General features: G+C 56.9%; 11 protein-coding genes and 1 tRNA gene. 6 read left to right on the top strand and 6 right to left on the bottom strand.

All coding sequences use genetic code 11. From position 1 onward, the window contains the following. Window positions 1-6 precede the first annotated feature (6 nt). On the top strand, window positions 7-723 hold the full coding sequence (locus UF64_RS05815; protein WP_044827685.1) for a hypothetical protein: 717 nt from the start codon (window positions 7-9) through the stop codon (window positions 721-723). Window positions 724-738: 15 nt separating this feature from the next. Here the strand turns inward: UF64_RS05815 and UF64_RS05810 are convergent, their stop codons facing one another. The 3 genes from UF64_RS05810 to UF64_RS05800 form a co-directional block, all read right to left on the bottom strand. Next, the gene (locus UF64_RS05810; protein ID WP_044827684.1) at window positions 739-1,026 is read right to left on the bottom strand and encodes a hypothetical protein; all 288 of its coding nucleotides are present in this window, start codon (window positions 1,024-1,026) and stop codon (window positions 739-741) included. A gap of 16 nt (window positions 1,027-1,042) precedes the next feature. Further along, window positions 1,043-2,896, bottom strand: a complete 1,854-nt coding sequence (locus UF64_RS05805; RefSeq protein ID WP_044828182.1) for a lytic transglycosylase domain-containing protein — start codon at window positions 2,894-2,896, stop codon at window positions 1,043-1,045. Between the two features lie 254 nt (window positions 2,897-3,150). Beyond that, window positions 3,151-4,041, bottom strand: coding sequence for a uracil-DNA glycosylase family protein (locus UF64_RS05800; RefSeq protein ID WP_044827683.1), 891 nt, complete (start codon window positions 4,039-4,041; stop codon window positions 3,151-3,153). A gap of 272 nt (window positions 4,042-4,313) precedes the next feature. On the opposite strand from UF64_RS05800, the gene UF64_RS05795 reads away from it, so the two are divergent. From UF64_RS05795 to UF64_RS05775, 5 genes are all read left to right on the top strand, one after another. Beyond that, on the top strand, window positions 4,314-5,951 hold the full coding sequence (locus tag UF64_RS05795; RefSeq protein WP_044827682.1) for an electron transfer flavoprotein-ubiquinone oxidoreductase: 1,638 nt from the start codon (window positions 4,314-4,316) through the stop codon (window positions 5,949-5,951). Between the two features lie 165 nt (window positions 5,952-6,116). Next, window positions 6,117-6,740, top strand: a complete 624-nt coding sequence (locus tag UF64_RS05790) for a DJ-1/PfpI family protein (protein ID WP_044827681.1) — start codon at window positions 6,117-6,119, stop codon at window positions 6,738-6,740. Window positions 6,741-6,947: 207 nt separating this feature from the next. Beyond that, a complete protein-coding gene (locus tag UF64_RS05785) occupies window positions 6,948-8,663 on the top strand; it encodes a tetratricopeptide repeat protein (RefSeq protein ID WP_044827680.1) in 1,716 nt (571 codons plus the stop codon). Between the two features lie 21 nt (window positions 8,664-8,684). Next, window positions 8,685-9,614 carry a 4-(cytidine 5'-diphospho)-2-C-methyl-D-erythritol kinase gene (locus UF64_RS05780; RefSeq protein ID WP_044827679.1) on the top strand — a complete coding sequence of 310 codons (930 nt, stop codon included), beginning with the start codon at window positions 8,685-8,687 and terminating at the stop codon, window positions 9,612-9,614. Window positions 9,615-9,704: 90 nt separating this feature from the next. Then, window positions 9,705-9,779, top strand: a tRNA-Gln gene (locus UF64_RS05775). A 104-nt stretch (window positions 9,780-9,883) separates the two neighbouring features. Here UF64_RS05775 and UF64_RS05770 read toward each other — a convergent pair. The 3 genes from UF64_RS05770 to UF64_RS05760 all read right to left on the bottom strand — a co-directional run bounded on the left by UF64_RS05770 (window position 9,884) and on the right by UF64_RS05760 (window position 13,322). Beyond that, window positions 9,884-10,855: a sensor domain-containing diguanylate cyclase gene (locus UF64_RS05770; RefSeq protein WP_161794597.1), complete on the bottom strand. Its 972-nt coding sequence runs from the start codon at window positions 10,853-10,855 to the stop codon at window positions 9,884-9,886. A gap of 172 nt (window positions 10,856-11,027) precedes the next feature. Then, window positions 11,028-11,942 carry an ROK family protein gene (locus UF64_RS05765; protein WP_044827678.1) on the bottom strand — a complete coding sequence of 305 codons (915 nt, stop codon included), beginning with the start codon at window positions 11,940-11,942 and terminating at the stop codon, window positions 11,028-11,030. A 120-nt stretch (window positions 11,943-12,062) separates the two neighbouring features. After that, complete coding sequence (locus UF64_RS05760; RefSeq protein ID WP_044827677.1) at window positions 12,063-13,322, bottom strand: pitrilysin family protein; 1,260 nt, start codon at window positions 13,320-13,322, stop codon at window positions 12,063-12,065. Between the last annotated feature and the right edge of the window lie 17 nt (window positions 13,323-13,339).

Here is a 13,339-nt window from a genome sequence, read left to right as displayed (position 1 = left end):
TTTCCGGTGATCTGGGTTGGCCTGACTGTTCTGGCAATTCTGGCAGGTGCCGCCCTGTATGCGAGCCTGCCGAAATCAACGGGCCACGGATCGCGTGCGCGCCGCGTGACCTTCGCGGTCCTGCCGGTGATTGCTGCCTTGGGCCTTTATGCCATGCTGGGCAGCCCGACCCTGCCCGCGCGCCCCTATGCGGAGCGTGCTGGCGAACGCAACCTTGCGGCCGCCGCCGCCGTTGCCGATAACGCCACCGACCCCGATTTCCAGACCGACCAGCAGATCCGGCGTCTGCTTGATCAGATTGTCGTCTCGCTAGAGGTCAACCCGCGCAATCTTCAGGGCTGGGTGGCCTTGGCGCGCGGATCACTTCGCCTTGGCAATATCGAACGCGCGGTTGCCGCCTTTGCCCAGGCATATGCCCTGTCGGGGCACAATCCGTTGCTTGCCATCGAATATGCCGATACCCGCATCACCGCCCAGGACGGGCAGATCGACAATACATCGCGCGATCTTGTCCTGCATGCGCTGGGTCAAATGCCCAACCACCTTCTGGCGCGCTACTATTACGGCATGATGCTGAAACAGAATGGCAAGCCTGATCAGGCCCTTCGCGTGCTTGGCGATCTTTATCGCGACCTGCCCAAGGACGACCCGCTTGGCAATGCCACGGCAAGCGAAATCAAGGCCCTGCAAACAGATGAAGATACCGCGATCAACGCCGATTAGGTTGGATAGTTGATCTCAGGCGGCGAACAGATACAGCACGCCCAGCAACACCGCGACAATCAGGAACAACGTCCCGCCAAGGGCGACCAGCTTCATGATCGGATGAAGTGTTTCAAGCTCGCCGGGCTTGGTTACGCCCCCACCACCATTTTGCGCTGAATGCCCTTCGCCAAACCGTCGCAGGGCTTCCTCGCCACTCATTGGCGGCATCTTGATACGATCAAGGACCGTCCCCTGTTCCGGGGCACGGTCCTTGTCATTTGTTGGGTGCTTGTGCGGTCTGTCGCCGTTATGGGCTGTCATCGCAGCAATTAATCGCCTAGCGCTGAGCCGTCAGGCCACGATCGGTGTCCTGATCCTGCGGCTGATAGGTCGGCCATTCACCCGCCGCCAGAAGATCAAGCGACGGTGTTTCCTGACCAAAGCGCGAACGATACATCCAAAGGTTTGCCATCACGCGTTCGATGAACAGACGCGTTTCCCGCGACGGGATGCTTTCGATGAAATAAAGCGGATCGACATTGTCCTTAAGCGCCTTCTGCCAGCGGCCAAGATTGCCAATGCCACCGTTATAGGCCGCCATCAACTGCAGGAAGCCGTTATCAACGCCATTCTGCTCAAGCAGGTGATCAACATATTTCTGCCCAAGGGCGAGATTGATTTCCGGCTGATACAGTTCGGCACGCTTTTCACCGCGATAGCGCGTATTGCCGATATAGCTCGCCGTTGCCGGCATCAGCTGCATCAGACCACGCGCACCGGCATGGCTGCGCGCATCGGTGTTGAAACCCGATTCCTGACGCATGAAGGCATAGATCACCGCACGGTCAACTTCATAGCCACCTTCCGGCGCCCATGGCGGAACCGGATAGAGCGCGTTAACAAACACATCACCGGTCTTCTGCGCGATATAGCTGCCCAGACGCATGGTAAGCGATGCAAAGTTTGCGGTATCGGTCAGGGCCAGAACAGCACGGCGCAACGAATCGTCATCCTTTGCCGCGGCCTTGCGCAATTCGCGTTCGGCCTCATCACGCTGACCAACCTGCAACAGCGACAGTGCGCGGCGGCCATGCGGATCAAGCTTCAGCTTGTTGGCACGGTTTTCATCAAGCTCAAGGCTGTCCCAGTCAAACACGTCATCGCGGCCAAGCGCGCGCATCGCCAACTGACCATAGAAGGAGCGCGGATATTCCGCCGCCCGGTTCAACATGGCATCGGCTTCGTCAAACCGGCCTGCTGCCAGATCAATACGCCCGGCCCAGAATGCACCGGCGGTGCGGGTCCAGCTTGACGCATATTTGTTGGTGCTTAGCGCTGCGAAATGCGCGTGCGACTCATCCATCTTGTTCAGTCGCCACGCCGTCAGGCCCGCGGTCCAATGCGCCTGCGGCAGATACTTGCCCGAACGCTTTGCCGCTTCACCAGCATATTTCAACGCAAGGTCAGGCTTGCCAAAGTAGTAATACCCCGATGCAATCGCGGCCTTGGCATGATCCTGCTCATAGGCATCAAACAGACGCTGTGCTTCGTCGCTTTCAAGAACTTCCAGCGCCCCGGTCGGCCAGCCACTGCCAATGCGGTGGCGAATACGACGCTTCAGGGTCGCAACGCGCGAACGCTGCTTGGAAGACAGTTTTTTTGATGACTTGTGATAATAGGGCGTGATGTTCTCGTAATCATAGCCCGCACCCGAAACATAACTGCCAACCGGCTTTTTCGGGTAGTTGGCAGAACCGCGGCGTGTCAGCGCAAGCTTGTAGATGCGCGGTGCCTGCGGATGGTCGGCATATTCCGCCAGCCAGTTTTTCAGTTCCTTGTAACGCGAACGGTAGGCCGTCGGGTGCAGATAACGCTGCGCCATCACATGCCCCATCAGGACATCATCAGACAGGCGCGAAATCAGGCGGTCGGCATCATCCCAGCGACCTTGCTCCTGCACGGCAAAAATCTGTTCATAAAGTTCTGCGTCACGTTCGGAAAGCGGTCGGGGGATAAGGGTCGAAAGCGCGTCATCAAGGACAGGACTGCCAAGTGCAGCCTGTTCCTGCGTGCTCGCAGCAGCAGGTAACGCGGCCCCCATGACGGTCATGGTGCCAACAAACGCAAAGAAAAGTCCCTGCCTTACGGTGTTTTTTACACCCGGCAGGCGTGTTCTTATTGCTTCGATCAAAATCAGTTTCCCCAACGAGGCTTGTTTTCAAGCCGCGTGTTTATCCCGAAGCAGTTTGGTCTCGCAACCCGTTGCCGTCGGTGTTCCCCCTTGTGCAACGGCCCTCCTTATAGCAGCAAACACCCAAACCGCGAAATCATTTATCTGGAATCAATCACTTGGCGCAAAGCCAAGACAGCACTCCAAATGCATGCATATCTCCTATGCATACAGCTAGATTATTGCCAATTCCTTAGGGTAGGAGAGTTCACCGTCTAAAGCTTCTGCGCAATCGCGCGAAGGTCACGCCAGGCAAGGCGTTTTTGTTCCGGCGTCCGCAGAAGATAGGCCGGATGGAACATCGCGGTCAGATCGGCTTTTTTGCCATCGGCAAAGGAAACTTCCTTCCACGTACCGCGCAAACGCGTGATCCCCCGATCCTCTTCCATCAGGGTCTTGGCCGAACTGCCACCAAGACACACCACAACCTTCGGCCCGATCAGCTCAAGATGACGACGGACAAACGGCTCACACACCGCAACTTCGGCTGTGGTCGGCTGACGGTTTCCCGGCGGGCGCCAGGGCAGGATATTGGTAATGTAGACCTCTTCCCGGGCAAGGCCGATGGATCGCAACATGGCATCAAGCAACTTGCCACTCGGCCCGACAAAAGGAAGTCCCTGACGGTCCTCCTCGGCACCGGGCGCTTCGCCGACCAGAACCAGCTTGGCCTCGACATTGCCGGTGCCAAACACGGTGTTGCTGGCCGATTTCTTCAGCGCGCAGCCCTCGAACTTTTCAATCGCCGCCTTGAGTTCCTCAAGACTGTTTGCAGCAGCCGCTGCGTCGCGTGCTGATTGCCGGGCTTCGTGCGGTGTATCAGATAACAGGAAACCGCCATCTGCCCCTGCAGGCATCGGTGCCGGGCCAGAGCCAGCCGCCTGTGCCGGACGTGCCGACGCACCTGCCGGGCGCTGTACACCTGGCCGTGCTGCCGCGCCAAAGCCCTGCCGGTTGGCAGCATTCTGGCGCAGGCTTTCGGACGCCTTGAAACGGTCAAGCGGCTCGTCGGCGATGGCCTCGTCCGCGCCCATTTCAAATTGCCAGACAAGGGCCTCGAACGGGTCGAGATTATTTACATCAAAGTCTGTAATTGGTTTGCTCATCTACACAAAGGCGATGTATGTTGCACCGCGAACGGGATCGCGGGCACTGCTTGGGAAGACCTTATACGATTTTGGGTCCTTTGTGCCAGAGTACAAACGCGACACCGTTCATGACTATGGATTGTCAACCGATCCCATGATCGGTATAGCTTTATCCAGTGAGAATATCTGAGAAATCAGGGCTTGGGCGAGACCCTGAACGGTGAATACCGGCTCACGACCAACGAACGGGAACAGTTCGATAAGGTCGCCAGCCAAAGGAGAGAGGCCAAATGGAACGGGAATCCATGGAATTTGACGTGGTCGTTGTTGGCGCCGGTGTGTCCGGTCTGTCAGCGGCCATCAAGCTGATGCAACTCGCCCAGGAACAGGAAAAAGAAATCACCGTCTGCGTGGTTGAAAAAGGTTCCGAGGTCGGCGCACACACCCTGTCGGGTGCCGTGATGGAACCGCGCTCGATCAATGAACTTTTCCCGGACTGGAAAGAACGCGGCGCACCGCTGAACGTGCCTGCAGGCGAAGACCAGTTCCTGATGCTGAGCGAAACCGGCGCGAAAAAGCTGCCGACCCCGCCGCAGATGCATAACAAGGGCAACTATATCGTCAGCCTCGGCAACGTTTGCCGCTGGCTCGGCGAACAGGCCGAGGCACTGGGTGTTGAAGTTTACCCGGGCTTTGCTGCCGCCGAAGTTCTGTTTAACGAAGACGGTTCGGTCAAGGGCATCGCCACCGGCGATATGGGCCTGCAGCGTGATGGCACGCCGGGCCCGAACCACGAACCGGGTATGGAACTGCATGCCAAATACACCTTCTTTGCCGAAGGTTGCCGTGGCTCGCTTTCTGAACAGCTGATCAAGAAATTTGATCTGCGCAAGAATTCCGATCCGCAGACCTATGGCATCGGCATCAAGGAACTCTGGGAAGTTGATCCCGAAGTCCACAAGGAAGGCCTTATTCAGCACACCGTTGGCTGGCCGCTGAACAAGGACACCTATGGCGGGTCGTTCCTGTATCACCTTGATAACAACCAGGTGGTTGTCGGTTTCGTGATCGGTCTCGATTACGAAAACCCGCATCTCAGCCCGTTTGAGGAATTCCAGCGTTTCAAGACGCATCCGGAAATCCGCAAGATCTTTGAAAACGGTCGTCGCATCTCGTACGGCGCACGCGCGCTGAACGAAGGCGGCTTCCAGTCGATCCCGGATCTCGTCTTCCCGGGTGGTTGCCTGATCGGGTGTTCGGCCGGCTTCATGAACGTGCCGAAGATCAAGGGTTCGCACACCGCGATGAAAACCGGCATGCTCGCCGCCGAGGCCGCATTCGAAGCACTCACCGCTGACGAAGTCCCGGCACAGATGGAAAGCTATCCCAAGCGTCTGAAAGACAGCTGGGTCTATCCGGAACTGCACAAGGTACGTAACATCCGTCCGAGCTTCGCCAAATGGGGCTTCTGGGGTGGCATGGCCTATAGTGCGGTTGATACCTATCTGTTCGGTGGCAAGGCACCCTGGACCTTCAAAAACCACGAAGACCATTCCTGCCTGAAACCGGCAAAGGACATGCCGAAGATCGACTATCCGAAACCGGATGGCAAAGTCAGCTTCGACAAGCTGTCCTCGGTCTTCCTGTCGAACACCAACCATGGTGAAGATCAGCCGATCCACCTGACGCTGAAAGATGCCAGTGTTCCGGTAAACACCAACCTTGTCGTCTATGACGGGCCCGAGGCCCGCTTCTGCCCGGCCGGTGTTTATGAATTCGTCGAAGACGAAGACAATGGCGGCAAGCGTCTGCAGATCAACGCGCAGAACTGCGTGCATTGTAAGACCTGCGACATCAAGGACCCGACCCAGAACATCGTTTGGGTCGTGCCCGAAGGTGGCGGCGGGCCAAACTACCCGAACATGTAAGCCTTTCGGCTTTCGTCATACAAAAAGGTCCGCCTCGTGCGGGCCTTTTTCTTTTGGTCTGATGATTGGCTTGGCCCGGGAAAAGCGGCTTATCAGATTTTACTTGTTTCAATTTCAATCTGCGCGTTCAATACCGGCCCTTTTTAAACCGCAGGCAAGAACGATATGAAAATCGCGATCGTGACACTCGAAGGCTTTAACGAACTCGACAGCTTCGTCGCCTTGGCGATTTTAAACCGCGCCAAGGCCGATGGCGTTCATGCCGAAATTACTGGCACCGGTGACAGTGTTACCTCGATGAACGGCGTTTCTGTATCCGTGCAAAAGCCCCTGTCCTTCGCACAGGAAGCGGATGCAGTTCTTCTGGGCAGCGGTATTCATTCGCGCGATCACATCAATGATCCGGACATCATGAAGCAACTGTCGCTTGATCCGTCTCGCCAGTTGATTGGCGCACAATGTTCGGGCGTTCTGTTTCTCTATCGCATGGGTCTACTGCCGGCGACCGTCACGACCGATACCAAAACCCGCCCGCTGATTGCGCGCACAGAAGCCGTGATCGAAGACCGACCGCTGGTCGCACAGGGCAACATCGTCACCAGTGGCGGCTGCCTGTCCTCAAGCTATCTGGCGGGCTGGTTCCTGGCCAAGGCGGTCGGTCTTGAAAAGGCGATTGCCGTTCTTGAAACCGTCGCACCGGTTGGTCAGCGCTCACAATTTGCCAAACAGGCCCGTGAAGTCATTGGCAAACAGCTCGATGTCCCGGCCAAACGCCCGCTTTATTGCTAGGCGCGAACCCGGCAAAACCACCCTGTTGATGGCCCAATTCCCGGCTTTGAACTGATTTCACTTCAATGTGTGCGCTTTGCACATGGTTCCGTGTTGCAAATGCTTTGCCTTATAATTGCCGACTGAGTAGGCTAAACCCGAAATTCACTATGGCGATGGGCCAAACTCGACATCGCCGAACCCGAATTGCGGACGCAGGAAAAGCCTTTGAAACGTAAACTGTTACACCTCCTCATCCCGATGACAGCTGTTGCGCTTTCGGCCTGTGGCACCATGCCCCAGAGCAGCGACGACGCCGTCTTCGAGTATCCGCAATCCAACGGGTTTTCTGGTAACTTTCTGGCTGGCAAGGCTGCCCAGATTGAAAGCCAGTCGGGCTATGCTGCGCAGTATCTTTTGCGCGCCCATGAACTTGATCCCGATAATGCCGAACTCCGCCGTCGTGCGTTTCTCGCCCTGATCAGCGATGGCCGCATCAGTGATGCGCTCGACATCGCGATACAGCTGCAATCTGAAAATGATCAGGACCTGTTTGCCGCCCTGACCGTTATGGACGGTGCCATTCGCGAAAACCGTTATCAGGATGCGCTTGATATTGTCTCAAGCCTGCCCGAACGCGGCATCAACGCCCTGATCGCCCCGCTTGCCAAGGCGTGGCTCTATACCGGGCTTGATCAAAAGGCGCCTGCGATGGCAGCGCTTGATGGCATGCAGGGCAACGGTGCGCTGAATCCGCTTTCGGAATATCATCGCGGCCTGATCCTTGCTCACTTTGGCGACTTCGATGCCGCCGAACGCGCCCTTGCCAGTGCTTATGGCGATCCGGCTGACGCCCCCTTGCGCGCAGCCGAGGCATTGGGTGCCGTTTACGAACGCAAAGGACAGGTGCAAAAGGCATCGCTTCTCTATGAAAGCTACATGGACCGGCATCCGCAATCGCTTGCCATGCCGTTCCATCTGAAACGGCTTGAGCGCGAAGAACCGCCAATTGCCACCATGCTGACCCCGGCCGAGGGTCTGGCAGAGGCTTACCTTGATATCGCAACCCTGCTCAGCCAGGAAAACGCGGTTGATCCGTCCTTGCTGATGGCGCGCTATTCGCTGTCGCTGCGCCCGGATGATGACATCACCCGTCTTCTGGTCGGCGAAGTCATGGAAATCCAGAACCGCTTTGAAACCGCGATTGAGGTTTATAGCGCAATCCCGGTTTCCTCGCCGCACAGCTGGAACGCGCGTCTGCGCACCGCATCAAGCCTTGAGCAGATCGGTCGCGCCGATGAGGCGATTGACATCCTTGAAGACATGGTCAGCGAACGCCGCAACCGTCCGGACGCCCTGATCCAGTTGGGCGATATCCTGCGCATTCAGCAGGAATATGACGGGGCGGCTAATGCCTATGACCGGGCCATCGAGCGCCTTGGTGGCAAGACCCAGGTTGGCTGGCGCCTTCTTTATCGTCGTGGCATTGCCCATGAACGGGCCGGTGACTGGGCCAAGGCCGAGGCCGACTTCCTTCAGGCGCTCGAAATCGAACCGGAACAGCCCTATGTGCTGAACTATCTCGGCTATAGCTGGGTTGATATGGGCATGAATTTCGATCAGGCCGAAGACATGCTTAAGCGTGCGGTCGAGCTGCAGCCCGATGACGGCTATATCGTCGATAGTCTCGGCTGGGTTTACTATAAGCTCGGTCGCTTTGATGATGCGGTTGAGCAGCTTGAAAAGGCTGTCGAACTGAAACCGGACGATCCGACAATCAATGATCATCTGGGCGATGCCTATTGGCAGATCGGGCGTTATCACGAAGCCCGCTTCCAGTGGCACCGTGCCCTGTCCTTCAATCCGACCGAAGAACTGCGCAGTACCGTAGAATCCAAAATCAATGGTCAGGTACCAAGCGTGGCCCCGATTGTCGTGAACTGACGCATTTGGGAAGAAACGTTGATGTCTGCGACCTATCGCCAGCAGGCGCCTGCCAAGGTTAACCTGTTTCTGCACGTCACCGGCAAACGCGATGACGGCTATCACCTGCTTGAAAGTCTGGTTTGCTTTACCGCGACCGGGGATGTCCTGACCGGTGAGCTACGCGATGACGACAAGATCACGCTTTCGATCACCGGTCCGATGGCCGGCAACCTTGCCCTTGAAAGCACTGATGACAACCTCGTCATGCGCGCAGCACGGATGCTGCAGGAAACTGGCACTGCCAAACAGGGTGCGGACCTGGTCCTTGATAAGCGCCTACCGGTTGCATCGGGCATCGGGGGCGGATCCGCCGATGCCGCTGCTGCCATCCGCTTGCTCTCTGAGATGTGGAAGCTTGAGCTGGATGACGCGACCCTATCGCGCATCGCCCTGTCTCTCGGTGCCGATGTCCCGGTTTGCCTGCATGGCAAGACTTGTGTGATGTCGGGGATCGGCGAAGAAATCACCGAACTGCCCGACCTGCCGCCTGTACCGATGGTCCTGATCAATCCGGGAAAGGCCGTTTCCACGCCCGAGATTTTCAAGGCCCGTGCGGACGAGGGATTTAGCCCGACCGGCGCATGGGATACCAACCAAACTTTCCAAAGTGGCGCCGCCCTTGCCGATGCGCTTTCGGAATGCGGCAATGACCTGACCCTACCCGCGACCGGGATCCTTCCGGAAATTTGCGATGTACTTAATGCCTTGGCACGTGAAGAGGGTTGCCTGCTTGCCCGGATGTCGGGCAGCGGGGCGACCTGTTTTGGCATTTACGACACATTTGATCAGGCTGAACGTGCTGCCCATGCCATTGCGGCACAGAACCCGGACTGTTGGATTTCCCCCACCCATATCCTGACGGAAAAGACCCGCGAACAGGCTGATATCGGTGCGGCCTTCCCGGACTGAACATCGGGGTAGTGAGCAGATAAAAAAACCTTCAAATAGAGGGTTGCGCTCTTGGCATGAGAGCGCTATTTTCCGCGCCACACACGCTGATGGGGCGTGGCCAAGTGGTAAGGCATCGGTTTTTGGTATCGTGTACCGTAGGTTCGAATCCTACCGCCCCAGCCAAGACAAACCGCTTTGAGGTTTTCCTCAAAGCGGTTTTCTTTTGCCTGCTTCCTAAGGCTTATTGGCACACGAATGTGTCACCCTATTTTGCCGAGACTAGTCGTTCAGGATTGCTTGGACTGATGCATGGCGATGTCTGCGCGCGAGACCAGTTTATCAAGCGTATCACCCTCCTCGGCAATGCCAAGGCCGACGCTTAGCGTCAGCCGCGGATGTTCCGTGCCCGCCTGGAAGTCCTCTGTACCGACGCGATCAGTCAGGCGCTGCAGATAGTTCAACGCACCCGCCGCCCCGGTTTCCGGCATCAGGATGATGAATTCCTTATCGCTCCAGCGTGCGATCACATCGGTTTCACGCATCATTTCGGATGCCACCTTGGCAAACAGTTTGAGCGCGGCGTCACCGGCATCATAGCCAAAGTCTTCATTTAGGTTCTTGAGATTGTCGAAATAGACCATGCCGACAACAACCGCATTGCCATAACGGTTCGACCGCTCAAGCTCCGTACGAAGAACAGCTTCCATGTAACGGCGGTTATAAAGCCCCGTCAGCGGGTCGGTATTGGCAGATCGTTCAAGGTCTGCGCGCGCCTGATCAAGCGCCTTGCGATCATGGATATGGGCAACCGTCTGACCGATTGAATCGGCAAACAGCTGTACCAGATCGGTGTCATGTTCACCAAAGGCCGCAACCGGGCTGGTGCTGCCAAATGCGAGGGTCCCGATGCACTCGCCCTCAACCACGATCGGTGCGCCAAGATAGGCGGCAAAACCGAACTTCTCACCAGCCGGGTGCGAACCCAGTTCGCTCTGGCTGACATCGTGGAAGGCAAAGACCTTGCTGGCCGAAATCACCTGACTGCAAAACGTTTCTTCGAGATCGAATTCCATGCCCGGGGTCAGGACGTTCTCAGGATGAAGAACCTGGCGAATTTCATAGGTCTCTTCGCCAATCGCGCTGAAGATTCCGACAGGCAGACCGAACTGCTCGATGCCAAGCTTCAGGATCGCCTCAACACGCTGTTCGAACATTTTGGCCATTTCTGCCTGATGATCGGTCTCAAACTCGGTCGTCATGATGTTTCCCATGTTTTGACCGGCGTGGCCTTGCCCCAGACGCCGGTCATAAAGCCTTGTTATATCGCAACATTTAAGTCGCTGACGGCAAATTCTAAACCCTTAGCATACCAAGGCATAGGGCATTCTTCGGCTTGGATAACATTTTCCTGATATGCGGACCGCATTAGCCCTATTTCGCGTGCGCTGCCATCTGATGCAGCAACGCAGCCCCTCGCAAACCGCCGTCACGGGCATGGGCACCCGGAACCACCAATGGCGCGTCATAACGCCCCAGCACCTGCTTGCGAACGCGTGCGTCGATCTCGGCAATCAGGGCCACCTCGGACGCCAACCCACCCCCGACCGGGATACAACCCGGATCAAGCACGTTGACCATCAGGGCGAGCTCGCGCGCCACCAGATCACAGTAGATGTCAATGACACGTGCTGCCTTGTCATCCCCCGCCTGCCATGCAGTGGTGATGGCATGACTGCCAAGTTCCGCGCCATGGATTTGCGCATAGATGCGTTCAAGGCCGCGCGCTCCACCCCAACTATCAAGGCACCCTGTGCGTCCGCAGCCGCAAGCAACAGATGAAAGGCCATGACGGATCAGCGAACCAGTAACATCATTGCCATGCCCCCACTCGCCACGAATACCGCTCTTGCCGCCGACAAACTGCCCGTCAAACACGATGCCGCCCCCCACCCCGGTACCAAGAATGATGGCAAAGACGGTTCGGGCATTTTTGGCGGCACCCGTTGTTGCCTCGGCCAGGGCAAAACAATCGGCGTCATTTTCAACAAGGACAGCCCGGCCCAAAACTTCGGAAAGCTCGGCAGCCAGCGGCCAGCCATGGATTGCCGGAATATTGGCCGAAATCACAGCCCCGATTTTCGGATCCACGCCACCGGCAAGGCTGATGCCGACGGGACATTGGTCATATTGCTGATCAGCTTCACGCACCAACCCGGCAAGGGTTTCAACAAAGGCATCCCGATCATCACGCGGTGTCGCGACCTTGCGATGAAGCACAACCGCCCCATCCGCATCAAAAACACCGAACTCGATATGCGAGCCACCTATGTCAAAGGCATATTGCATGCTGTGCGTTTCCCTAACCATCCTGCTATCGGGATACACCAGCAAAACGATCGCAGCAAAAAGAAACGGCACCTGCCGGGTTCGACAGGTGCCGTTATATTGTTTGCGATGGTCCCGGCCTTAGCCGCGCAGGCGTGCTGCCAGTTCGTCGTAAGCCGGCATCTGATCCACCGGACCAAGGGCCGTCACCGTCGGCTTGCCATCAAGCAACGCCTTGCCGGAACGGCGTACGCTTTCAAGATCGACCGCATCGATCTTGGCGACGATTTCTTCCATGGTTTGCGGTCTGCCGAAAATCTGGATCTGCCGGGCAAGGGTTTCACAGCGACCGGAATTGCTTTCCATCGCCATCACCACCGATGCCTTGAGCTGTGCACGTGCGCGCGTGACTTCCTCTTCCGAGAGGTCCTGGGTTGCACGCACCAGTTCATCACACATGACCGGCATCAGTTCGCCAATGTCATTGGCACCGGTTCCGGCATAGATCGAAAACAGACCGCCATCGACATAGTGCGACGAGAAGCTGTAGACCGAATAAACCAGCCCGCGCTTTTCACGGATTTCCTGGAACAGGCGCGATGACATGCCGCCACCGAGCAAGGTGTTAAACACCTGCAGGTCATAGAAGCTGTCATCAGTGTAGGACACGGTCGGCAGCCCCATGATCACGTGGACCTGTTCAAGTTTGCGATTTTCGATCCGGCTGCCGCCTTCATATTTCGCAGGCTCAATCGCGTGCTCTTCATGGGCAGGCAGGCTATCGAACTTTTTCGACACCATATCGACGACACGGTCGTGTTCGACTTTGCCGGATGCCGAAAACACCATGTTTTGCGGGCTATAGCGGCGCGACATGAAATCAAACAGATCATCGCGGCTGAGCGACGATACATTTTCCGGGCTGCCCAGGATCGAACGCCCCAGCGCCTGATTTGGCAGGGCGGTTTCCTGGAAATAGTCGAAAATGATGTCGTCGGGCGTATCATTGGCCTGACCGATTTCCTGCAAGATGACCTGACGTTCGCGTTCAAGTTCCTTCGCATCGAGTGTCGAGTGCTGCAGGATATCGGCAATCACATCAATCGCCAGTTCCTGATCTTCGTGCAGGACCTTGCAGTAATAAGCCGTGTTCTCGCGCGAGGTATAGGCATTCATCTGCCCACCAACCGCTTCGATTTCTTCGGAAATCTGAAGGGCGGAACGCCGACGCGTGCCTTTGAAGGCCATATGTTCAAGCATATGGGAAATGCCGTTGATATCGGGCGACTCATTGCGCGCCCCAACATTAACCCATGTGCCCAAGGCAACCGACTCTACGTGATCCAGACGGTCGGTTGCGACAATCATTCCATTGTCAAGCCGGGTGAGCTCGACTGTCATTTAGCATTACTCCTGTT

The organism is Thalassospira sp. HJ, assembly GCF_000948415.1.
GTDB lineage: Bacteria > Pseudomonadota > Alphaproteobacteria > Rhodospirillales > Thalassospiraceae > Thalassospira.
Note: the sequence above shows the minus strand (reverse complement) of the source record. Positions and strands in the feature narration are given on the sequence as shown.

What these genes read in the sequence shown, in the direction of transcription:
- UF64_RS05810 (WP_044827684.1), bottom strand. Translation starts at nt 1,026, where the DNA reads ATGACAGCCCATAACGGCGACAGACCGCACAAGCACCCAACAAATGAC.
- UF64_RS05800 (WP_044827683.1), bottom strand. Translation starts at nt 4,041, where the DNA reads ATGAGCAAACCAATTACAGACTTTGATGTAAATAATCTCGACCCGTTC.
- UF64_RS05795 (WP_044827682.1), top strand. Translation starts at nt 4,314, where the DNA reads ATGGAACGGGAATCCATGGAATTTGACGTGGTCGTTGTTGGCGCCGGT.
- UF64_RS05790 (WP_044827681.1), top strand. Translation starts at nt 6,117, where the DNA reads ATGAAAATCGCGATCGTGACACTCGAAGGCTTTAACGAACTCGACAGC.
- UF64_RS05780 (WP_044827679.1), top strand. Translation starts at nt 8,685, where the DNA reads ATGTCTGCGACCTATCGCCAGCAGGCGCCTGCCAAGGTTAACCTGTTT.
- UF64_RS05770 (WP_161794597.1), bottom strand. Translation starts at nt 10,855, where the DNA reads ATGACGACCGAGTTTGAGACCGATCATCAGGCAGAAATGGCCAAAATG.
- UF64_RS05765 (WP_044827678.1), bottom strand. Translation starts at nt 11,942, where the DNA reads ATGCAATATGCCTTTGACATAGGTGGCTCGCATATCGAGTTCGGTGTT.
- UF64_RS05760 (WP_044827677.1), bottom strand. Translation starts at nt 13,322, where the DNA reads ATGACAGTCGAGCTCACCCGGCTTGACAATGGAATGATTGTCGCAACC.